At 57.3% G+C, this 20,913-nt stretch carries 20 protein-coding genes; 15 read left to right on the forward strand and 5 right to left on the reverse strand.

Annotation, left to right across the window (positions count from 1 at the left end; genetic code table 11):
• Positions 1-16 precede the first annotated feature (16 nt).
• Positions 17-697 (forward strand): phosphatase PAP2-related protein, encoded by a 681-nt coding sequence (locus CFT68_RS16580; protein WP_170934838.1) that lies wholly within the window; start codon positions 17-19, stop codon positions 695-697.
• 16 nt (positions 698-713) lie between these two features.
• Here CFT68_RS16580 and CFT68_RS16585 read toward each other — a convergent pair whose 3' ends face one another.
• Together CFT68_RS16585 and CFT68_RS16590 are read right to left on the reverse strand one after the other, a co-directional pair.
• A complete protein-coding gene (locus tag CFT68_RS16585) occupies positions 714-1,499 on the reverse strand; it encodes an SDR family NAD(P)-dependent oxidoreductase (protein ID WP_088844636.1) in 786 nt (261 codons plus the stop codon).
• A gap of 138 nt (positions 1,500-1,637) precedes the next feature.
• Positions 1,638-2,456 carry a phytanoyl-CoA dioxygenase family protein gene (locus CFT68_RS16590; RefSeq protein WP_088844637.1) on the reverse strand — a complete coding sequence of 273 codons (819 nt, stop codon included), beginning with the start codon at positions 2,454-2,456 and terminating at the stop codon, positions 1,638-1,640.
• Positions 2,457-2,684: 228 nt separating this feature from the next.
• Between CFT68_RS16590 and CFT68_RS16595 the strand changes: the two genes are divergently transcribed.
• The 4 genes from CFT68_RS16595 to CFT68_RS16610 all read left to right on the forward strand — a co-directional run bounded on the left by CFT68_RS16595 (position 2,685) and on the right by CFT68_RS16610 (position 6,462).
• Positions 2,685-3,458, forward strand: a complete 774-nt coding sequence (locus tag CFT68_RS16595; RefSeq protein ID WP_170934839.1) for a WG repeat-containing protein — start codon at positions 2,685-2,687, stop codon at positions 3,456-3,458.
• A 331-nt stretch (positions 3,459-3,789) separates the two neighbouring features.
• Positions 3,790-4,329 carry an energy transducer TonB gene (locus CFT68_RS16600; RefSeq protein WP_212590426.1) on the forward strand — a complete coding sequence of 180 codons (540 nt, stop codon included), beginning with the start codon at positions 3,790-3,792 and terminating at the stop codon, positions 4,327-4,329.
• 79 nt (positions 4,330-4,408) lie between these two features.
• Complete coding sequence (locus CFT68_RS16605) at positions 4,409-5,965, forward strand: hydroxymethylglutaryl-CoA reductase (protein ID WP_088844640.1); 1,557 nt, start codon at positions 4,409-4,411, stop codon at positions 5,963-5,965.
• A 44-nt stretch (positions 5,966-6,009) separates the two neighbouring features.
• Positions 6,010-6,462, forward strand: a complete 453-nt coding sequence (locus CFT68_RS16610) for a hypothetical protein (RefSeq protein WP_141106602.1) — start codon at positions 6,010-6,012, stop codon at positions 6,460-6,462.
• A 92-nt stretch (positions 6,463-6,554) separates the two neighbouring features.
• Here CFT68_RS16610 and argH read toward each other — a convergent pair whose 3' ends face one another.
• Positions 6,555-7,859 (reverse strand): argininosuccinate lyase, encoded by a 1,305-nt coding sequence (argH, locus tag CFT68_RS16615; RefSeq protein ID WP_088844642.1) that lies wholly within the window; start codon positions 7,857-7,859, stop codon positions 6,555-6,557.
• Between the two features lie 188 nt (positions 7,860-8,047).
• On the opposite strand from argH, the gene CFT68_RS16620 reads away from it, so the two are divergent.
• Complete coding sequence (locus tag CFT68_RS16620) at positions 8,048-8,494, forward strand: VOC family protein (protein WP_088844643.1); 447 nt, start codon at positions 8,048-8,050, stop codon at positions 8,492-8,494.
• Between the two features lie 68 nt (positions 8,495-8,562).
• Here the strand turns inward: CFT68_RS16620 and CFT68_RS16625 are convergent, their stop codons facing one another.
• Together CFT68_RS16625 and argB are read right to left on the reverse strand one after the other, a co-directional pair.
• A complete protein-coding gene (locus CFT68_RS16625) occupies positions 8,563-9,633 on the reverse strand; it encodes a M20 family metallo-hydrolase (protein WP_088844644.1) in 1,071 nt (356 codons plus the stop codon).
• The gene (gene argB / locus CFT68_RS16630) at positions 9,621-10,403 is read right to left on the reverse strand and encodes an acetylglutamate kinase (RefSeq protein ID WP_088844645.1); all 783 of its coding nucleotides are present in this window, start codon (positions 10,401-10,403) and stop codon (positions 9,621-9,623) included. Before argB ends, CFT68_RS16625 begins: the two co-directional genes overlap by 13 nt.
• Positions 10,404-11,023: 620 nt before the next feature.
• Between argB and CFT68_RS16635 the strand changes: the two genes are divergently transcribed.
• From CFT68_RS16635 to carB, 9 genes are all read left to right on the forward strand, one after another.
• Complete coding sequence (locus tag CFT68_RS16635; protein WP_088844646.1) at positions 11,024-11,605, forward strand: GNAT family N-acetyltransferase; 582 nt, start codon at positions 11,024-11,026, stop codon at positions 11,603-11,605.
• On the forward strand, positions 11,602-12,792 hold the full coding sequence (gene argG, locus CFT68_RS16640; RefSeq protein WP_170934855.1) for an argininosuccinate synthase: 1,191 nt from the start codon (positions 11,602-11,604) through the stop codon (positions 12,790-12,792). Before CFT68_RS16635 ends, argG begins: the two co-directional genes overlap by 4 nt.
• Positions 12,782-13,762, forward strand: a complete 981-nt coding sequence (gene argC / locus CFT68_RS16645) for an N-acetyl-gamma-glutamyl-phosphate reductase (protein ID WP_088844648.1) — start codon at positions 12,782-12,784, stop codon at positions 13,760-13,762. Before argG ends, argC begins: the two co-directional genes overlap by 11 nt.
• Entirely contained in the window at positions 13,762-14,901 is a 1,140-nt protein-coding gene (locus CFT68_RS16650; protein ID WP_088844649.1) for an aspartate aminotransferase family protein, read from the forward strand. The genes argC and CFT68_RS16650 overlap by 1 nt, the downstream gene beginning before the upstream one ends.
• A 524-nt stretch (positions 14,902-15,425) precedes the next feature.
• Complete coding sequence (gene carA, locus CFT68_RS16655) at positions 15,426-16,511, forward strand: glutamine-hydrolyzing carbamoyl-phosphate synthase small subunit (protein ID WP_088844650.1); 1,086 nt, start codon at positions 15,426-15,428, stop codon at positions 16,509-16,511.
• Positions 16,512-16,605: 94 nt separating this feature from the next.
• Entirely contained in the window at positions 16,606-16,764 is a 159-nt protein-coding gene (locus tag CFT68_RS21845; protein ID WP_170934840.1) for a hypothetical protein, read from the forward strand.
• A 9-nt stretch (positions 16,765-16,773) separates the two neighbouring features.
• On the forward strand, positions 16,774-17,019 hold the full coding sequence (locus tag CFT68_RS22435; RefSeq protein ID WP_088844651.1) for an Imm50 family immunity protein: 246 nt from the start codon (positions 16,774-16,776) through the stop codon (positions 17,017-17,019).
• Positions 17,020-17,090: 71 nt separating this feature from the next.
• A complete protein-coding gene (locus tag CFT68_RS16665) occupies positions 17,091-17,459 on the forward strand; it encodes a hypothetical protein (RefSeq protein ID WP_088844652.1) in 369 nt (122 codons plus the stop codon).
• A 93-nt stretch (positions 17,460-17,552) separates the two neighbouring features.
• A complete protein-coding gene (carB, locus tag CFT68_RS16670) occupies positions 17,553-20,783 on the forward strand; it encodes a carbamoyl-phosphate synthase (glutamine-hydrolyzing) large subunit (protein WP_088844653.1) in 3,231 nt (1,076 codons plus the stop codon).
• The last annotated feature ends 130 nt before the right edge of the window (positions 20,784-20,913 follow it).

Genomic DNA, 20,913 nt, shown 5'->3' on the forward strand with positions numbered 1-20,913 from the left:
GGGCCTCCTGAACCCTATGCCTGCTCCTACTTCATCTCTCCCCGGTTTCGCCCCCACGACTACGGATTCCATCAACTGGAAAGTGGCCTGGCAGTGGCCTGGGTTCCGTTGGTTGCTGGGCAGCGCACTGGCGCTGCTGCTGCTTTTGGCGGCGCTGCTGCCGCGCTTCTTTGCCTGGGTGCAGGCCCGGCCCGGCTACCTCCTCCCCGACCCACTCCTGGCCAACCTACCCGCCCGCGACGTTTCCGGCGACGCGTTTGCGGTTATCTACCTCGGGATAGGCCTAGGCGTAATTACGCTGCTGCCTAGGCCACTGCGGCTGCTGCGGGCGCTGTGGGCGTACTGGCTGCTGCACGTATTCCGGTGCCTGACCTTGCTGCTGGTCCCGCTGGAGCCCCCGACTGGCCTGGTAGTGCTACACGACCCGTTAGTGGAGCGCTTCTTCTACGCCGCGCCGTCGCCCATCACCAAAGATTTGCTCTTCTCCGGGCACACTGCCACCCTCCTGTTGCTAACCCTGACTGTGCCGGCTGGCTGGCGGCGCTGGGTGCTGGGAGTTGCCACTGGGCTGATTGGGAGTTTGGTATTGGTGCAGCACGCACACTATACGTACGATGTGCTGGCGGCCGTGCCGTTCACGCTACTGGCCTACTCGCTGGCTGGCCGCGTGTGCAACGGCACCTTGCCCAGCGCGTAGGCCAGTAGAGAGATGTTTACTTCAGGTGCTTTTCGTAGATGCCGGCCGCAATTTTCTCGGTTAGGGCCTTGGGCACGAAGCTGGTGAGGTGGGCCGACACTTTATTGAGTGTGCCAGGGATGAGCTCCGCTTCACCAGTCAGCAAGGCAGCTACGGCTTGCTGGGCTACCTTTTGGGGCGTCATCGAGACTTTGTTGGCCGTTTCCTGCAGCTGCGCGTTCATGCCGGCACGGTCGGCAAAATCGGTGGTGGTGGAGCCGGGACTGAGGCAGGTGACCGAGACGTTGGTATCGCGCAGCTCGTAGCGCAGACCGCGGGAGAAGCTCAGCAAAAAGGCTTTGCTGGCCGCGTACAACGTAAGTGTAGGCACCGCCTGGTAAGCCGCCGTGCTGGCCACGTTGAGAATGTAGGCCTTAGGCTGCCGACGCAATTGGGGCAACAGCATGTGCGTGAGCTCGGTAGGCAACAGCATATTCAGCTGCAACATGTTCTGCTGCTGATCCAGCGGAAGTTCTTCAAACCGCCCCCAGAGGCCGTAGCCGGCATTGTTCACGAGTACTGCCAGCTCAGAGGTCTGGGCCATAGCCCAATACGCCAGCTTCCCGGCAGCGCCAGGGGCCGCCAGGTCGGCAGCGTATACATGGGCTGCTATGCCATGGCGCTGGCGCAACTCGGTGGCCAGCTGTTCCAATTGATCTTCGGAGCGGGCAGCCAGTAGCAGGCTGTAGCCACAGCGGGCCAGCTCGGTTGCTATGGCGCGGCCAATTCCGCGGGAAGCACCCGTAATAAGCGCGTAGGGCATGAGAACGTGGGTAAGATGAGGGGGAGAGAAAAGCCGAAGTAACCCGTAAAGAAAGGGCATCCTGACGAAGAAAGCATCTTATTCTGCTAGAGCGAGTGGCCTAGCGGAACAAGATGCTTCCAAACGGTTGCGCTACGGCTACTTCACCAAATGCAGAAACCGCAGGTAGAAGGGTGTGGGGCTATTTTCGTGCTTAGGCTCATACTTGCCCGAGATGATGGGCACGTACATCACGCGGCGGCGCGAGGCCTCCCCTACCAGCGGCGACTGTGCCACGCGGTGCCACATGCGGCCATCGTGCACGGTCAGGTCGCCGGGCTCGGTTTCTACGGCTATTTCATGCGAGTCGGGGCCGGTGTCTTTGTAGTATTTCTTGCGGAAGAGAATGTCGCGCAGCCCCTGGCGGTGCGTGCCCGGTATCACGCGTAGGCCACCGTTGGTGGCGGGGGTACCATCGAGGTGCACGCCCACGTTGAGCATCGGCCCGATTTTCTTGCCGTAGAACACGTCGCGCAGCGAGTCGGTGTGCCAGCCCATCTGCGAGAATTCACTGCCCGGCACGTTCACATAATGGTTGATAACGAGACCATCTTTCTCGTTTTCGCCTACGCGGCCGTGCGGCGCTTCCAGCAACGGAAACAGCGCCCGAAAGCGCGGATCCTGCAGAAACTCGTGCAGCACCGGGCTGTGGTGGGAGGCGAAGGCAAAGCGCTGCACAATGGGCGTGCCATCCACATCCTTGCCGTATTTGATAGGTACGCCGTTTACTTTCTGCACCCCTTCCTGCAGCCAGCGGCGCTGAACATCTTCGGAAGCGCGTAGCAGACTTTGAACGGTATCGGGGTTTATAAAAGCACGAAAATGGAGGAAACCATATGCACGAAAGAACTCCAGTTGCTCAGGCGTTAAGCTGTCGCCGAGCGTGAAGCGAGGATAGTCCGGTAGTGAAGAAGACATAAAGCAAAGGCGGCCAAACAAACGCCTGTTGAGGGAGGGCAAAGATACAACACCAACTGTGGCCTAGCGGGAAAATCCAGCCACATCCTTGAAAGCTGTTACCCCGAAGACTACAAAATTCGCACCGGCTGGTGAAGAATGAGTGAACCAACCGCCACATCGGCAGAAGGTTTGCCTGGGCGCCGTATCTTCGCTGCAATACCCCGCGCTTTCCTGTTGTCGTTGCCCATGAATCGTCCTGCTTTTTTGGTCCTGCTGGCCGTGCTGGCGCTGGCAGCAAAGTGGGCTTCCGCACAAACGGCACCTACCCGGCTCGTGCCGTTTCGGCAGGGCTCCAAATGGGGCTACGCCGACCGCACTCGCCGGCTGGTGCTGCCGCTGCACTATGATGAGGCCGGCCCGTTTGTGGGCGAAATTGCTTGGGTGCGGCAGGGTCAGCTGTATGGGTACATTGATGGGGGCGGCAACCCCATAACGCCCGTGCAGTACACCCGCGCTGCCAGTTTCCAGCAGGGCCGCGCAACGGTAGAGCTCCAGGGGGAAACCTTTGACATCGATGTCAGTGGCCACCGCCTCACGGAACCCGCCGCACCAGCCCCCGAAGAAGAGCCGCTGGAACAGGGCGACCTGGTGCGTAATAATGGCAAAGTTGGCTTTCGGTTTACGGTGGGCTCTGCCTCCGTTCCGGCCGAGTACGATGAGATTCGGGAGAATTACAACGGGCTGCTGTTCGTGCGGCAAGGCGCGAAGTGGGGCATCATTAACGGCAAAGGCAAACTGGTGCAGCCCCTGGCCTACGATGCCGTCCGGACCTCCGGCAACCTGGTGCTGCCCCTGGTGCAACGCGGCGGCCTATGGGGTTACCTTGATGAGGAAGGTAACACCCTCACCGAGCTGCGCTACCGTCAGGCCGACCCGTTTCAGGGCGACGTAGCCCGTGTGGTACTGCCCGATGGCCAGGTGGGCTACATCGACGCCAACGGCCAGGAGTTTTTCGAGTAGGCTCCGGTTCTTTGTATGGCCTAGGCCACTCGCCTACGTTAGCTGATAAACCCGTATTTTCCGGGACGTATCCGCTACCGCTATGCTCCCGCTTCCTATCCTGAACGTTCGCCTGAACGCCTGCCACGAGGACTGGCAGCAGATGACGCCCGTGGCTCTAGGCCACCACTGCGCCCAGTGCAACCGGTTAGTTCTGGACTTCACTACCTCTACCCAAGCCGACTTAACCGCCGCTTTCCGAAACTCCCCCGATGGCCGCGTCTGCGGGCGGTTCCGGCCAGAGCAGTTGGCTCCTAGGCCACTGCTGCGCCAGAAGCTGCGGCGGTTTCTGGTGGCGCTGGTGCTGGTATGTGGCCTAGGCCTGTCGGGGCAGGAGGTGCTGGCGCAGGTGCGGAAAAGCACACAACAATCCGCTTTGAGGCTCAAAAAACAAGTTGCATTCCAAGTTCCTGAACAATCTACTCAGCCACTGGCAGACAATACTATCGGCATAGTAGGGCTTCCAGAATCTTCAACTTCTCACTCTGCTGACAGCCCTTATACGCACGTAGAACAAATGCCTCAGTTTAAAGGAGGCGCTGAAGCAATGCAAAAGTTCATTGCTCAACACTTGCGTATACCTTCTACTGATCCATCTTTTGAGGGCAGAGTATTCGTGAAATTTATCGTGACAAAAACAGGCAGCCTTCAAGCTATTGAAATAGCTAAAGGGTTATATCCAAGTGTTGACACCGAAGCCTTACGGGTTGTCGGGTTGATGAATGGAAAATTTGAGCCGGGCCGCCAGAGCGGACAAAAGGTTGATGTATACTTCGTCCTCCCCTTAACATTTCAGAAGACGAAGGCACCATCATCAAGTCATAAGAAATAACTCCTTCGTACTAAGCAGGGAAAATTTAGCACCTTACTTCCCAGCCTGCCCACACTTCCAACCTAACCTCTCCCGCCCTATGCTCTTCACGCCCAGCCCCATGCTGCTCAAGCTGCTTTATACCCGCGGCAGCCTGCACAACACGCCCGAGGGCGTAGCCTTCAGCATCAAAAACCGCCTTGATACCGTGCGCATTACCCGCGTGGAGGCCGTAGTGCTGGATGGCAACCGCATTGGCGTGGAGCAGATTGCCTTGGACCTGGGCGAGGGCGACGTGCGGCCAGCTACCACCTTCAACGCCGATGGAGCAGGCTTCACGCTGCCGGTAGGCCAGTCGGCCACGTTTCACCTAGCCACCGAGCATTTGCCCGAAGGCCTCCACACGGTGCAGGTTCAGTTCTCGGCTGACCCATTCGGCGACCTGACGGTAGAGGTAGAAGACTCCATTGCCAACCTGCCGGCCCAGGGCAATAAGATTCCGCGCTCCGAGGAAGACGATTATTCGGAAGCGGCCATTCAGGCCCGCCAGCGGTTCGCGGAGGAGTTTTCGGGGCAGGAATTCAAGCACTTGAAGAACTACTCCTTCGATGCTCACGACCTGCAGGGCAACTGCGAGCATTTCACGGGCGTGGCCCAGATTCCGGTAGGCCTGGCGGGTCCGTTGCACGTGAACGGAGAGCATGCCCAGGGCGACTTCCTCATTCCGATGGCCACTACCGAAGGCACGCTGGTAGCCAGCTACAATCGCGGCATTCAGGTCCTGAATATGTGCGGGGGCGTGAAGTGCACCGTCATCGGCGATGCCATGCAGCGCGCGCCAGTATTCGTGTTCGATGATGCCCGCGGGGCCCGCGACTTTGGCCGCTGGGTGGAAGAGGAAATCGACAAGATCCGCCCCGAGGCAGAAAGCACCTCCCGCATTGCTAAGCTGCAGTACATCGATACCTATCTGGCCAACAAGTTCGCGTACCTGCGCTTCAACTTTTCTACCGGCGACGCGGCGGGCCAGAACATGGTGGGCCGCGCCACATTCGCCGCCTGCTCCTGGATTCTGGAGCACTACAAAGGCGCACTCATCCGCCACTTTTACCTCGAATCAAACTTCGCCACCGACAAAAAAGCCTCGCAAATCAACGTGATGCGCACCCGCGGCAAACGCGTGGTAGCCGAGGCCGTAATCAAGCGCGATGTGCTGCAGCAGCGCATGCGCGTAACGCCCGAGCAACTGGCCTACCACGGGCAAGTCAGCAACGTAGGTGCCTTCCTCTCCGGGGCCAACAACAATGGCGCGCATTCCGCCAACGGCATCACGGCCATGTTCATTGCCACGGGCCAAGACGTGGCCAACGTGTCAGAATCCTCCGCGGGCGTGCTGTACTCCGAAGTCACGAAGGAAGGCGACCTGTACCTGAGCATCACTATTCCGTCGCTCATTGTGGCTACCCACGGCGGCGGCACTGGCCTAGCCACCCAAAACGAATGCCTGCGGATGCTGGGCTGCGTGGGCCGCGGCACCGTAAACAAGTTCGCGGAGATTGTGGCCGGCGTGGTGCTCGCCGGAGAGCTCAGCCTAGGCTCCGCCATCAGCAGCAGTGACTGGGTCAGCTCCCACGAGCAGTACGGCCGCAACCGGTAGCGAGCCAACCCGAACGTTATTATTTCACTCTTTGTCAGCTATTTATGCCAATCCTGTTATCCAAGTCATTACCCTTGAGCCTAGGCCTATTGCTTGCCAGCATCGCAGCGGTTGCGCAGAGCACTCCGGTGCCCATGCCCAACGCCGTTCCGCCCAGCCAGCGCATTCAGCAAAGGGGGGGCGCCCAAGCTCCTTACACCTATGTAGAGAAAATGCCGATATACTTGAAAGGAGGCAAGGATAGCCTCCAGATGTTTATCAGCACCCATGTGCGCGGCTCAGCCAGCGGCAGCGGAGCTTATGTAACCTTCATTATCGACCAGACCGGCCGGGTGCGGCGCCCTGCCTTAGGCCCGTTCCCGGCAGAATCGGAGGCAGCAACAGATTCGGAAGTAGCCAGTGCCTTTCGCTCCATCGGGCGCTTTAGGCCCGGCTACCAAAATGGCAAACCGGTCGATGTTCAGATGACGATGCGGATAGTCAAACAATTGAAGTAATAGCTTAGTAAAACTGACCCACCAAACTAAAAGCACGTCATCCTTCGCAAGCTCAGGATGACGTGCTTTTAGAGGCTTATGGCGCCTCTGGTTTACCTCTTCACCAACGTACTCTTTTCGCGCAGTCGCGCCACTTTCGCCTGAATTTCCTCTAGGCCCAGGTTGTGCACACTGCCCAAGTGGGTGGTGTGGAACTCCTTGTGCGGTACGTAGCTGCCATCTTCCACGGCTAGGCCTACCTCCTTGTAGGCGGTGCGGAAGGGCGTGCCGCTTTGGATGAGCTGGTTGATATTTTCTACCGTGAACACGGCGTCGTACTTCTCCTGGTTCAGCAGGTTAGGCTTAATCTTGAGCTGCGGTAGCGCAAACAGCACGATGTCGAGGATGTCCAGGAACTGGGTCATGGGCTCGAAGAGCAACTCCTTGAGAATCTGAAAGTCGCGGTGGTAGCCGCTGGGCAGGTTGCTGGTGGCCAGCATGAGTGTGTTGGGCAGAGCCTGCAGGGCATTGCAGCGCGCCCGGATCAGCTCGAACACATCGGGGTTCTTCTTGTGGGGCATGATGCTGGAGCCAGTGGTAAACTCCTTGGGCAACTCCACGAAGGCCATGTCCTGGCCGTTGTAGAGCACCAGGTCGTAAGCCATCTTGGCGAGTGTGGCCGCCATGCCAGCCAAGGCAAATGCCACCGTCTTCTCCGTTTTGCCGCGCAGCATTTGGGCCCCCACGCTGCTCACGGCGAGGTTGCTGAACCCCATTTCCTGAGTCGTCATTTTGCGGTCAATCGGGAATGAGCTGCCGAAGCCAGCACCAGAGCCCAGCGGGTTCTGGTCGGCTACGGTGTGCGCGGCCTCAAACAGGGCCAGATCCAGCAGCAGGTGCTCAGCGTAAGCAGAAAACCACAGCCCAAAGCTGCTGGGCATAGCAGCCTGGAAATGCGTGTAGCCGGGCATCAGGTCTTCCTTATGCGCCTCGGCTTTCTGCAAGAGCACCTGGACCAGCTCCAGCGTTTTGGCGGCGGCGCGCTCCGTGTAGTCCTTCAGAAACAGCTGGATAGCCGTCAGCACTTGGTCGTTGCGGGAGCGGGCCGTATGTATTTTCTTGCCCGCGTCGCCGAACTTCTCGGTCAGGTAATACTCAATCTTGGAGTGCACGTCCTCGAACTCCGCCTCAATGGTGAAGCTGCCGTCTTCAAGTTGCGCGGCCAGCTCCGTGAGGCCCTGTTGGAGCTGCTGGTTTTCGGCTTTGGAGAGCAATCCGGCCTTCGCCAGCATGTTGGCCTGGGCCTTGGAGGCCTGCACATCAAACTGCGCGAGGTACATATCCAGCTCCCGGTCGCGGCCCACGGTAAACTGTTCAATCTTCTTATCTACGGCAATGCCCTTATCCCAGATTTTCATGTGTTAACTGCTTATGGTTCCGGCACCAGACCGGGAAATCGGTACTACGTGTTATCTGCTTGAGCGGGCTTGTAGCGGCGGGAAATAGCGGTGTCGCAAAACGCTCGTTTTTTGTCGTCTTCCGCCTCCTTATCGGGTACCGTAGGCCACTACCTTTATCCCAGCTCAACCGTCAAATTTCACCAGCTATGCAGAAAATCACCACATTCCTGACGTTCAATGATAAAGCCAAAGAAGCGGCAACGCTTTACACCAGCCTTTTCAAGGGTTCGAAAATCACTAGCGTGACAAATCTGCCCAACGGCAGCGTGATGACGGTGGAATTTGAGTTAGCGGGGCAAAAGTACATTGCCATGAATGGTGGGCCGCGTTTCACATTCAGCACTGGTATTTCGCTAGCTGTAAGTTGCGCTGATCAGGCTGAAATTGATGAGCTGTGGGACAAGCTGACGGCCAACGGCGGCGAGCCCGGCCAGTGCGGCTGGCTGAAGGACCCGTTCGGGGTATCATGGCAGATAATCCCGACCAATATGGGGCAGCTATTGCGCAGCGATGATCCGGCCCGCGCCCAACGCAAAATGGCGGCCATGCTGCAGATGCAAAAAATTGACATTGCCACGCTGGAACAGGCCTAGCAGCCAGTATCCAGAAATACAACGTCATGCGGAGCGGAGTCGAGGCATGACTTTTTCTCAGTTTCAACTCACAGCACCAGCCCGTCAAGTAGCTCGATGTAGCCCCGTACGCCTGCCCTGATTTCACTGAGCAGAATGTACTCATCCGGCGTGTGCGAACGGGCGGAGTCGCCGGGGCCAATCTTCACAGTGGTAAACAGCATCATCGACTGATCGGAGAGCGTAACCGAGCCAAACGTGCGACGGCCTAGGCCTATTCCGCGCTGCACAAGTGGGTGGTCTAGCTCGATGCGCGAGGAATTGAGGTGGGTAGAGCGTGGCGTAACGTCGGAGGTGACATGCCGGCGCACCAGTTCCACCACGTCCGGGTTGGAGTAGCACTCATTGGTGCGTACGTCTACCACGAAGGTGCAGCGGTCGGGCACCACGTTATGCTGGGAGCCTGCCTGAATCTGCGTCACGGTCATCTTCACGGGGCCCAACAGCGGCGACACTTCCGGAAAGCGAAACTGCTCGAACCACCGAATGTCCGCTACGGCTTTGTAGAGGGCATTTTCGCCTTCCTCACGGGCGGCGTGGCCGGTGCGGCCGTGGGCTACGCAGTCGAGTACTACAAGACCCTTTTCAGCCACGGCGAGGTCCATTTGGGTGGGCTCTCCTACTATCCCTAGGTCAATGTGGCCTAGCTGGGGCAGCACACTCCGGATGCCGTTTACGCCGGATATTTCCTCTTCTGCCGTGATGGCGCAGACTAGGTTGTAGGCCAGGTCGGGGCGCTCGTGAAAGTACAGGAATGTAGCCAGCAAGCTCACCGCCGAAGCGCCGGCGTCATTGCTGCCTAGGCCAATCAGCTTGTCGTCTTCCACGGTGGCGCCCAGCGGGTCGTAGGTCCAGGTGTTGCCGGCCTTCACGGTGTCGTGGTGGGAGTTGAGCAAGATGGTGGGCTTACTAGGGTCGAAATGCTTCGACACGGCCCAGACGTTGTTTTTATCGCGCCTTGGATGCGTGCCGTGGAAGGTCAGGAACCGAAAAATCAGCTCCGCCGTCTGGTCTTCTTCCCGAGACAGAGAAGGCGTCTGAATCAGCTCCTGTAGCAACTCAATGGCGTCCTCGGTCAACTGCTCGATTAGCTCCGGCATAGCACAGTTTTCACGGGTTCGTTGATCTTGAGTGCGTTTTCAATCACCACGCGCTCCACACCGGCTTTTAGAGCGGCAAAGGCGTTATCGAGCTTCGGCACCATGCCAGCCGCAATGACGCCTTCGGCTTTCAACTGCTGATACTGAGCCGGCATGATCTGCGGAATGACCGACTGCTCATTGTTGATGTCGGAGAGCACACCGTCCTTCTCAAAACAGAAGTGCAGTTCCACCTCGTAGGCCACTGCTAGAGCACGGGCCAGGGTGCTGGCAATGGTATCGGCGTTGGTATTGAGCAACTGGCCTAGGCCATCATGCGTGATGGCGCAGAACACGGGCGTGATGCCCGCCTGCAGCAACTGGCCTAGCAGCGTGGTGTTGATGCTGCCTTCGGGCAAATCCCCTACAAAACCGAAGTCAATATCCTTTACTGGGCGCTTCACTGCCCGAATAGCGTTGCCATCGGCGCCGGATAGGCCTAGCGCATTCACGCCGGCCGCCTGTAGCAGCGCTACCACTTGCTTGTTGGTTTTGCCGGCGTAGAACATGGTCACAATGTCGAGGGTAGCGGCATCAGTGATGCGGCGGCCCTGTACCATTTGGGGTTCAATGCCCAAGTCCAGCAGCATCTGGCTGGCGCCTTTACCGCCCCCGTGCACCAGAATTTTTCGGCCGGGTATGCGGGCCAACTCCGTCAGGAAGTGGCCTAGCTGCGCTTCATCGTCGATGATGCCGCCGCCAATCTTAAAAATTTTCAGGCCTTCTCGCATGGTTTTCGGAAGAGGTAAAATGCGGCGTAGTAGGGCACGCAGCGCCAAAACGGACTTTCTGTTCGGCTACTATCTACCCAATGAATACATTAGGCAGCAACTATTTTTGCCCGCGGGCCGACAAAGTTTCCGAAAAAAAACATCTAGTTTTGCAACGATTTAGCGGTCCTATTCATTTTAAACCGCAGAAACACTTCCCTCGCCTTACGGCAGTCTTCATGATTCGTCTCTCTTCTATTGCGCTTCTGCGACGACCCAACCTGGTCGTGCGAACAATGCCAGCTTAAGCGCTGGCATGCAATATCTCGTCTGGGTTTTTAGCGCGATAAAAACCGACGAACGGGCCCACAACCTAAGGCCCTGCTGAAGAAAGTTTCTACGAACAACGAATTGACACGAGTGTAAGCCCTAGTGCGCCTCCCCCGCTGATTTCTGCCTACCTGTTCCGCTTCGGCGAGTAGCTAAATCGGCACCCTTTTGCTTTTCCGGGCTCTTTTTGCTGCCAGCTCCTGCGCTGGTTGCAGCGTAGCGGTACAGCCGCGCGCCGCGCATCTAGCTCCTCCCTTATCGTCTTTCCGAGTCTGTTGCCGTATACCAAGGCAACCAACTGAGCTTCGACCATGATTTTACGAGTCGCCAATGCTGCCGACGCGCAGTACGTGGAAACCCTCTGTCAGTGGTACGCCGAATCCGCCAAATCGCGCGGAGTCGGTATCGCCAAGCGCGACCCTAACTATCTGATTAAGAAGATGGATAAGGGCGACGCTATCATTGCTTTTATTGATGAGCAGCTGGCGGGCTTCTGCTACATCGAGACCTTCGAAGACAACAAGTTTGTGGTGAACTCGGGGCTGATAGTAAATACTGAGCTGCGGAAAGAAGGCTTAGGTCGTGCCATCAAGCACCGCGTGTTTGAACTCTCCCGCACGAAGTACCCGGCGGCCAAAATTTTCGGTATCACGACCTCAGCGGCCGTGATGAAGATCAACAATGAGCTGGGCTACCGCCCCGTTACCTTCCCCGAACTAACCCAGAGCGACGATTTCTGGAAGGGCTGCTCTAGCTGCAAAAACTACGGCATCCTGATGGAAAACGAGCGCAAAATGTGCCTGTGCACCGGCATGGTCTACGACAAGCTCGACGACCAGTACGGCCAGATTGTACAGGAGTCCATTGAGATTCTTACACCCCAAGGCCAATAATGAAAAAGGTAGTTTTAGCCTACAGCGGCGGCTTGGATACGTCCTACTGCGTTGTATATCTGACCCGCGAGCTGGGTCTGGAAGTTCACACCGTCATCGTCAACTCCGGCGGCTTTTCTGAGGAAGAGCTAGCCTCCATCGAGAAGCGCGCCTACGAACTGGGCTCCTCGAAGCACGAGGTAATCGACGTGACCCAGCGTTTCTACCAGGACTGCCTGCGCTACCTCATTTTTGGCAACATCCTCAAGAACGACACCTACCCGCTGAGTGTCAGCGCGGAGCGCATGTTCCAGTCCTTGGCCTTGGCAGAGTATGCCCGGGAGCACAAGGCCGACTACATCGCCCACGGTAGCACCGGCGCCGGCAACGACCAAGTGCGTTTCGATGTGGCTTTCTCGGTTATCGCGCCCAATACGGAAATTATCACGCCCATCCGCGACCTGAAACTGTCGCGTCAGGCCGAGATTGACTTCCTGAATCAGCATGGCTTCGAGATGAGCTGGGAAAAGGCCAAGTACTCCATCAACAAGGGTATTTGGGGTACCAGCGTGGGCGGTGTAGAAACCCTCACCTCGCACCAGGCCCTGCCCGAGTCAGCGTATCCTACTCAACTCACTGCCAACGAGCCAACCACGGTGGAAATCACCTTCGCCAAGGGTGAGCCCGTAGCCTTGAATGGCAAGTCAATGAACCCGGTAGAGCTTATTCAGGAGCTCAACGACCTAGGTGGCCGCTACGCCATTGGCCGCGACACCCACGTGGGCGACACCATTCTAGGTATCAAAGGTCGAGTAGGCTTCGAGGCTCCCGCGCCGCTGATCTTGCTGAAGGCTCATCACCTGCTGGAGAAGCACACCTCCAGCCGCTGGCAGCTGCTACACAAAGACTACATCGCCAACTGGTACGGCACCCTGCTGCACGAGGCACAGTACCTCGACCCGGTGATGCGCGACATGGAGGCTTTCCTCACGTCGTCGCAGGAGCGGGTATCGGGCAAGGTGTTCGTGACCTTGAAGCCCTACCAGTTCGAGCTGCAGGGCATCGAGTCGAAATATGACATGATGCGCTCCAAAGTGGCTACCTACGGCGAGGAAAACGACGCCTGGGATGGCCGCGACGCCAAGGGTTTCATCAAAATCTTCAGCAACCAGCTGCGGATTCATAGCTCGTTCAACGATGAAAATTAAGGTTGGCATCGTAGGCGGCGCTGGCTATACGGCTGGTGAGCTTGTCCGCATTCTGCTGCACCACGAGTACGCGGAGCTGGGTGCCATCGTCAGCTCTTCCAACGCCGGCAACCCCGTCTACCAGGTCCACGACGACCTGGTGGGCGAGACCGATCTGGTGTTTGCCTCAGAGCTGGCCGGTGATGAAGACGTGGTATTCCTGTGCCTAGGCCACGGTAACTCCAAGGCGTGGCTTGAGAAACACGAGCTACCTGAAACCACCCATATCATCGACCTCAGCAACGACTTCCGCTTAGAAGCCGATGCCGAATTTGAAGGTCGGGAGTTTGTGTACGGGTTGCCAGAGCTGAATAAGAGCCGCATCCAGCAGGCCCAAAGCATTGCCAACCCCGGTTGCTTTGCCACAGCTATTCAGCTGGCCTTGCTGCCGCTGGCGCAAGCCGGCAAGCTGACAGATGATGTGCATGTATCGGCCATTACCGGCAGCACGGGGGCAGGGCAGAGCTTGTCTGAGACGGTGCACTTCTCGTGGCGCACTAATAACGTGTCCATCTACAAGCCCTTCACGCACCAGCACCTCGGCGAAATTGGGGAGAGTCTGGCGCAGCTGCAGCCGCAGCTAGACAGCGCCATGCACTTCATCCCCTACCGCGGCAACTTCTCGCGGGGCATCTTCGCCAGCGTCTACACGCCGTCGGACTTAACCCAGGAGGAAGCGCGGGAGCTATACCAAAAGTTCTATGACGATGCGCCGTTCACCACGGTTTCGGACAAGGAGATTCACCTCAAGCAGGTAGTGAATACCAACAAGTGCCTGCTGCACGTGCAGAAATTCGGCAAGCAACTGCTCATCACCTCGGTTATCGACAACCTGGTGAAAGGCGCTTCGGGCCAAGCTATCCAGAACATGAACCTGCTCTTCGGGCTGCCCGAAACGACAGGACTTCACCTCAAATCGGTGCTTTTCTAATGGAGCTTTTCAATGTATATCCGCTCGTTAACATCACGCCGGTAAAGGCGTTAGGAGCGAAACTCTGGGACGATAAAGGCCAGGAGTACCTGGATTTCTACGGCGGACACGCTGTTATTTCCATCGGCCACAGCCACCCGCACTATGTGCAGCGACTCACGGAGCAGCTGCAGAACATCGGCTTCTACTCCAACTCGGTGCAGATTCCGATTCAGGCGCAGCTGGCTCATAAGCTAGGCCAGGTATCGAGCTACGAGGACTTCTCGCTGTTCTTGTGCAACTCCGGCGCTGAGGCCAACGAGAATGCCCTGAAGCTGGCCTCCTTTCACACCGGCAAAAAGCGCGTGGTAGCTTTTAAAGGTGCCTTCCACGGCCGTACCTCCGGTGCAGTAGCCGCTACTGATAACCCCAAAATTGTAGCTCCCTTCAACGCCGACCACGCCATTTCCTTTGTGGAATACGACCTGGCGGCGGTGGAGCAGGTGCTGCAAAATGGCGACGTGTGCGCGGTCATCATCGAGCCAATTCAGGGCGTAGGCGGCATCATCATGCCTTCCGATGAATTCCTGACTGGCCTAGCCGCGCTGTGTAAGCAGTATGGCGCCCTGCTGATTGCCGACGAGGTGCAGAGCGGCTACGGCCGTAGCGGTAAGTTCTTTGCCCACCAGCACGCTGGCATCCGCCCCGATGTTATTTCGGTAGCAAAAGGCATGGGCAACGGCTTCCCCATCGGCGGCATCCTGATTGCGCCAGAACTGAAGGCATCTTATGGATTACTGGGCACCACGTTCGGGGGCAACCACCTGGCCTGCGCTGCGGCTTTGGCAGTGCTGGAAGTGATTGAGCAGGAAGACCTCCTAAACCACGCCACAGAGCTAGGCCACTACCTCCGCTCCGAGCTGGAGGCCAACGCTGGTGCCGAGGAAATCCGCGGCCGCGGTCTGATGGTAGGCATTAAGTACGACTTTCCCATCAAGGATATCCGCGACAAGCTGTTAGCTGAGCACCACATTTTTGTGGGCAACGCTTCTGACCCTGGAGTACTACGTCTGTTACCGCCGCTCAACATCACCAAGGCCGAAGTTGACCGGTTCTTGCAGGCGCTGTACACACTTATTCCGGTCGAGGTAAAAAAGTAAGCAACCTGTGGCCTAACTTGCAGCCCCAATGAGTAGCACGATGAGGTTCACGAGCCAAGCTCCCCTTCTGATTAGCTGCACGCTGCCATTGGCCACTGTCTCGCAGCAACCGGCTGGCTCTTTCCATGAAAGAGCAGCCATCAACTATTCCTCCCAGCAGTCGTGCCCGCCAGACTTCCCGATGCCTGACATCTGGGAGCGGCAGGGCGCGGGACCGATTGAACTACCTTCTTTCGCTCCCGTTTGGCTTAAGTCCTCGTTCGGCTGGAATAGACCTCTGATGTTTGGTTCTGTTCCAGCCGAAATTGTATCCGGACGGTCCCGAAAGCTGACTGATACTACACCGCGCCCTCGCAAAAGGGGCGTCGAATCGTTGCATTCCCTTCCCATGACAAGATTCCGATCAGCGTTGATCGGGATGATGGGCCTACCTGCTGCTTTCCCCACCTCAACGAGCAAGAAAGCTGCGTGCCTGACTACTGCAGAAAATCAACCACAGAGTAAACCTATTTTCGCATAACAGAGTGGAAAACGCTAAATCGGTAAAACTCATTCTCGAAGACGGCACCGAAATCGAGGGTACTTCTTTCGGCGCCTTTACCTCCGCCGCGGGCGAGGTGGTATTCAGCACGGCAATGACCGGCTACCCCGAAAACCTCACGGACCCGTCCTTCGCCGGCCAGATTCTGGTGCTGACCTACCCTATGGTGGGCAACTACGGCGTACCCGGCGAAGAATTGTACGAGTCGATTTCCAAGATTTTCGAGTCGGACAAGATTCACATTGCTGGCCTCGTGGTGAACTACTACTCTGAGGAGCATAGCCACTGGAACGCCGCCAAGAGCCTCGGCGACTGGCTGAAGGAGTATAACATCCCCGGCATCTTCGGGGTGGATACGCGCATGCTCACCAAAATCCTGCGGGAAAAAGGTGCCATGCTGGGCAAGATTGTAGCCGAAGAAAATGTGGAATTCCACGACCCTAACCAGGACAACCTGGTAGCCCAGGTGAGCCCCACCGAGGTAAAGCACTACGGCCACGGCCAGCACAAAATCGTGCTCGTCGACTGCGGCACCAAAACCAACATCATCCGCTGCTTCCTTCAGCGCGACGTGGAGCTGATTCGGGTGCCCTGGGACTACGACTTCACGAAGCTCGACTACGACGGCCTGTTCCTCAGCAACGGCCCCGGCGACCCGAAGATGTGCACGCCCACCATTCAGCACCTGCAAACCGCGCTAGGCCAGGACAAGCCCATTTTCGGCATCTGTCTGGGCTCCCAGCTCATGGGCCTGGCGGCGGGCGGCGACACCTTCAAGCTCAAGTACGGCCACCGCAGCCACAACCAGCCAGTACTACTCACGGGCACCAAGCGCAGCTACATCACCAGCCAGAACCACGGCTTCGCGGTAGACACGGACACGCTGCCCGCCGAGTGGACCATGCTGTTCGAGAACCTTAACGACGGCACCTGCGAAGGCATCAAGCACAAGACCAAGCCGTTCTTCTCCACCCAGTTCCACCCCGAAGCCGCCGGCGGCCCCGAGGATACGGAGTACCTGTTCGATGACTTCCTAAAAGCAGTAGCCGAGTACAAAGCATCGAAGTAGAGTGGCCTAGAAGACCTCTGCCGCTACTCCCGCACGTCATACTGAGCTTGTCGAAGCATCTCTACCGTTTCATCTGATTTCATTAATCAGTGATATGTCTGAAATTGAGAAACCTGCTATTAGCCGAATCATTAATGCTGAGATTGTCCTTCAGCATTTTGGCTACTGGCCGGATTTTCATGATGCGGAAATCCTCAAAGTAGTTTTTGAAACTCATCCAACCGGACGTTACTCTGTCACCTTCACCATATAAGTATGGGAAATGGTGAATGAGTTAGACGAGCAAGGATACTACAAGCAAACCAAGCATTGTGTAATCGAAATTCAATTCATTGGTATAACTGAAATAGAATTCGACTCTTTCGGTTACCAAAACGTCATTTTCGATTTGGCCTTCGAAGAAAACGGAAGCAACATTGAATGCAGGCTTGATTCTTCAAATGGATTGGAAGCTACCATAGTTGCTGAAGAAGTGCTAGTGATGAGCTTAACACCGATACAGCGGTAAAGACGCTTCGACTCCGCTCAGCATGACGTCCCTTTCTCCCCTGATTCACCACGTCTTAACGCACTACTCTCATGCAAGAAAAAGGTAGAGGTTTTCCGAATTGGGGGTATGTGTTGTTAGGTGTTTTGGCTTTCGCAGGGTTCTATTTCGTCAAGAACATGGGACAGCGGACGATTTTGAAAGCCGTACTGGGTGAGCCAGCCGATCTGATCAACAAGGCCATGAGTTCGGCTAGAGTTTCTCCCCGGATAACCAATAGAACGGGAAGGATAACTGCCAAAAACTTCAAAATGGAGAAACTCGGCGCTACAAAGGACTCTCTCTCCTTCCGCTTTTTCCTGGATGGTGAGCGAGCTGACGCTACTGTCCGGCTCTGGATGGCCCGGCGCCCCTCGGGCGAATGGGAGATAGTGAAAAGCGACACCACTTACACCGAGTAAACCCTTACCTCATAAAACCACCGGCCACAGCCGGCCTAGCACGACTGCCTTTCAACATGACCGCCCTGGCGGCCTGTTACCCTAACCCTTAGAATGGAAAAACCACAGAAAGTTCTCATCCTCGGTTCCGGCGCGCTCAAAATAGGCGAAGCCGGTGAGTTCGATTACTCCGGCTCCCAGGCCCTTAAGGCGCTGAAAGAGGAAGGCATCCGCACTATCCTCATCAACCCTAACATCGCCACCGTGCAGACGTCGGACAATATTGCTGACGACGTGTACTTCCTGCCCGTGACGCCCTACTTCGTGGAGGAAGTCATCAAGAAGGAGCAGCCCGATGGCATTCTGGTGGCGTTTGGTGGCCAAACGGCCCTAAACTGCGCCGTGACCCTGTTCCGCGGCGGCGTGTTTGAGAAGTACGGCGTGAAGGTGCTGGGCACGCCCGTGCAGAGCATCATCGATACCGAGGACCGGGACATCTTCAAGGAGAAGCTCGACCAGATTGGGGTGCTTTCGGCCCGCAGCGTGGCCGTAACGAACATGGAAGACGCGCTGGCCGCCGCCGAGAAAATCGGGTTCCCGATTATCGTGCGGGCGGCGTTTGCGCTGGGTGGCCTAGGCAGTGGTTTCGCCAATAACATGGACGAACTACGGACCCTAGCCCAGAAATCCTTCACCACGTCCGACCAGATTCTGGTGGAAGAGTCGTTGAAGGGCTGGAAGGAAGTGGAGTACGAAGTGGTGCGCGACCAGTATGATAACTGCATCACAGTCTGCAACATGGAGAACTTCGACCCCATCGGTATTCACACCGGGGAGAGCATCGTGGTGGCCCCGTCGCAGACCTTGAGCAACCGTGAGTACCACAAGCTGCGCAGCATCGGCATCAAGACCATCCGCCACCTCGGCATCGTGGGCGAGTGCAACATTCAGTACGCCCTCGACCCCGTGTCGGAGGACTACCGCGTGATTGAGGTGAATGCACGCTTGTCGCGCTCTTCGGCGCTGGCTTCCAAGGCTACGGGCTACCCGCTGGCGTTTGTGGCGGCTAAGCTGAGCTTGGGCTACTCGCTGTCGGAACTGAAAAACAGCGTAACCCAGACCACTTCAGCCTTCTTCGAGCCGGCGCTGGACTACGTGGTGGTGAAGCTGCCCCGCTGGGATTTGGCCAAGTTTGAGGGTGTGAACCGGCAGATTGGCTCCGCTATGAAGAGCGTAGGCGAGGTAATGGCTATCGGCAAATCCTTCGAGGAGGCCATCCAGAAAGGCTTGCGCATGCTGGACACCGGCAAGCGCGGTTTCGTGGCCAACAAGCCCGAGCAGGTGGACAACGCTACCATTGATAAGCTGCTGAGCGAGCCGAACGAGGAGCGCATCTTCGCCATCAACCTGGCGTTCGAAGCAGGCTACACCCTGGAGCAGGTGCACGATCTGACCAAGATTGACCACTGGTTTCTGCAGCGTCTGTATACCATCTTCGAGCTGAGCAACAAGCTGGCCGAGCAGCGCGGCAGTGGCCTAGACGCGCTGGAAACTGGCCTACTGCGCGACGCCAAGAAAGCCGGTTTCTCCGACCAGCAAATTGCCGTGAAGCTATTGGGCGAAGGCGACGTGAAAGCCGACGAGTTGCTGGTACGTGCCCGCCGCAAGGCCCTGGGCGTGCTGCCGGTCATCAAGCAGATTGACACGCTGGCAGCCGAATTTCCGGCCAAAACCAACTATCTCTACAGCACCTACCACGGCACCGAAAACGACCTGACCCGCGAAACCGACAAGTCGATTGTGGTGCTGGGCTCGGGCGTGTACCGTATTGGTAGCTCCGTGGAGTTCGACTGGTGCGGCGTGAATGCCGTGCAGACGGCCGCCGAAGAGGGCTACAAAACCATCATCATCAACTATAACCCCGAAACCGTTTCCACCGACTACGACGTTTCGGATCGGCTGTACTTCGAGGAGCTGAGCTTCGAGCGGGTGATGGACATTCTGGACTTCGAGCAGCCGGAAGGCGTGATTCTCTCCACTGGCGGCCAGATTCCGAACAACCTCGCTACCCGTCTGGCCGACGCCAACGCGCCCATTCTGGGCACGGCCCCGGCCCGTATTGACGAGGCCGAAAACCGCCACAAGTTCAGCAGCATAATGGATGAGCTGGGCATTGCCCAGCCTCGCTGGAAGGAGCTGACGTCGCTGGACGCTATGTTCGAGTTTGTGGGCGAGGTAGGCTACCCCGTGCTGATTCGTCCGAGCTACGTGCTGTCGGGCGCCGCTATGAACGTGGTTTCCAACGCGTTTGAGATGCAGGCGTTCCTGAAAGCCGCCGTCGAAGTAAGCGCCGAGTACCCAGTGGTGGTATCGGAGTTTATTCAGGAAGCCAAGGAAATTGAGCTGGACGCGGTAGCCGACAAGGGCGAAATCGTGAGCTACGCCATTTCTGAGCACGTGGAGTTTGCCGGCGTGCACTCCGGCGACGCCACCATGTACTACCCTCCCCAGAAGGTGTATGTGCGCACGATTCGCCGCCTGAAAATTATTGCCGAGAAGATTGCCAAGCGCTACGAAATCAGCGGACCGTTCAACATCCAGTTCCTGGAGAAAGCCGGCGAAATCCGGGTGATTGAGTGCAACATCCGCGCCTCGCGCAGCTACCCCTTCGTGTCGAAAGTATCGGGTAATAACCTGATCAAGAAGGCCACACAGGTGCTGCTAGGCAAGAAAGTGGCGCGCGACGAGAGCGAGCGGGTGTACGACCTACCCTTCGTGGGCGTGAAAGCCCCGCAGTTCTCCTTCACCCGCCTACCCGGCGCCGACCCCGTGCTGCGCGTAGACATGGTGAGCACCGGCGAAGTAGGTTGCCTAGGCGACACGGCCGATGAAGCCCTGCTAAAGTCGATGCTGAGCGTGGGCTACAAGATTCCGCAGAAGTCGGTGCTGATTTCCGGTGGTCCCATCAAGTCGAAAGTAGCGTTGCTCTCGGCTACGGAGCTGCTGGTGAAGAAGGGCTACACCATCTACGCTACCCAGGGCACGCACCGGTTCTTCGCCGAAAACGGCATCCCCAGCTCCCTGCTCTTCTGGCCCGATGACTACCAGGAGCCCAACGTACTGACCTACCTCAAAGAAAAGAAAATTGACTTGGTCATCAACATCCCCAAGAACCTCTCGAAGGGCGAGTTGGATAACGACTACAAAATCCGCCGCACGGCCGTAGACTTCGGCATCCCGCTGCTCACCAACGCCCGCTTGGCCAAAGCCTTCATACAAGCCTTCTGCCGCCTGGAAATGAAGGACCTCAAGATCAAGAGCTGGAACGAGTATAAGGCGATGTAGTCGGTCTCGTTAGAAAACGAAAGAACGTCATGCTGAGCGAAGTCGAAGCATCTCTACCGCTTCGTTGTAGAAGTAATCATTTACCACTGCGGTAGAGATGCTTCGACAAGCTCAGCATGACGTTCTGATT

Origin of the sequence: Hymenobacter gelipurpurascens, assembly GCF_900187375.1 — a bacterium.
Lineage (GTDB): Bacteria > Bacteroidota > Bacteroidia > Cytophagales > Hymenobacteraceae > Hymenobacter > Hymenobacter gelipurpurascens.

Excerpts from the sequence above, each read along its gene's own strand:
- CFT68_RS16650 (WP_088844649.1), top strand. The coding sequence starts at position 13,762 with ATGGAGCTTTTCAATGTATATCCGCTCGTTAACATCACGCCGGTAAAG.
- CFT68_RS16595 (WP_170934839.1), top strand. The coding sequence starts at position 2,685 with ATGAATCGTCCTGCTTTTTTGGTCCTGCTGGCCGTGCTGGCGCTGGCA.
- CFT68_RS22435 (WP_088844651.1), top strand. The coding sequence starts at position 16,774 with ATGGTGAATGAGTTAGACGAGCAAGGATACTACAAGCAAACCAAGCAT.
- CFT68_RS16590 (WP_088844637.1), bottom strand. The coding sequence starts at position 2,456 with ATGTCTTCTTCACTACCGGACTATCCTCGCTTCACGCTCGGCGACAGC.
- CFT68_RS16580 (WP_170934838.1), top strand. The coding sequence starts at position 17 with ATGCCTGCTCCTACTTCATCTCTCCCCGGTTTCGCCCCCACGACTACG.
- CFT68_RS16605 (WP_088844640.1), top strand. The coding sequence starts at position 4,409 with ATGCTCTTCACGCCCAGCCCCATGCTGCTCAAGCTGCTTTATACCCGC.
- CFT68_RS21845 (WP_170934840.1), top strand. The coding sequence starts at position 16,606 with ATGTCTGAAATTGAGAAACCTGCTATTAGCCGAATCATTAATGCTGAG.
- carB (WP_088844653.1), top strand. The coding sequence starts at position 17,553 with ATGGAAAAACCACAGAAAGTTCTCATCCTCGGTTCCGGCGCGCTCAAA.
- CFT68_RS16620 (WP_088844643.1), top strand. The coding sequence starts at position 8,048 with ATGCAGAAAATCACCACATTCCTGACGTTCAATGATAAAGCCAAAGAA.
- argB (WP_088844645.1), bottom strand. The coding sequence starts at position 10,403 with ATGCGAGAAGGCCTGAAAATTTTTAAGATTGGCGGCGGCATCATCGAC.
- CFT68_RS16610 (WP_141106602.1), top strand. The coding sequence starts at position 6,010 with ATGCCAATCCTGTTATCCAAGTCATTACCCTTGAGCCTAGGCCTATTG.
- CFT68_RS16635 (WP_088844646.1), top strand. The coding sequence starts at position 11,024 with ATGATTTTACGAGTCGCCAATGCTGCCGACGCGCAGTACGTGGAAACC.
- argH (WP_088844642.1), bottom strand. The coding sequence starts at position 7,859 with ATGAAAATCTGGGATAAGGGCATTGCCGTAGATAAGAAGATTGAACAG.
- argC (WP_088844648.1), top strand. The coding sequence starts at position 12,782 with ATGAAAATTAAGGTTGGCATCGTAGGCGGCGCTGGCTATACGGCTGGT.
- CFT68_RS16665 (WP_088844652.1), top strand. The coding sequence starts at position 17,091 with ATGCAAGAAAAAGGTAGAGGTTTTCCGAATTGGGGGTATGTGTTGTTA.
- CFT68_RS16585 (WP_088844636.1), bottom strand. The coding sequence starts at position 1,499 with ATGCCCTACGCGCTTATTACGGGTGCTTCCCGCGGAATTGGCCGCGCC.
- CFT68_RS16625 (WP_088844644.1), bottom strand. The coding sequence starts at position 9,633 with ATGCCGGAGCTAATCGAGCAGTTGACCGAGGACGCCATTGAGTTGCTA.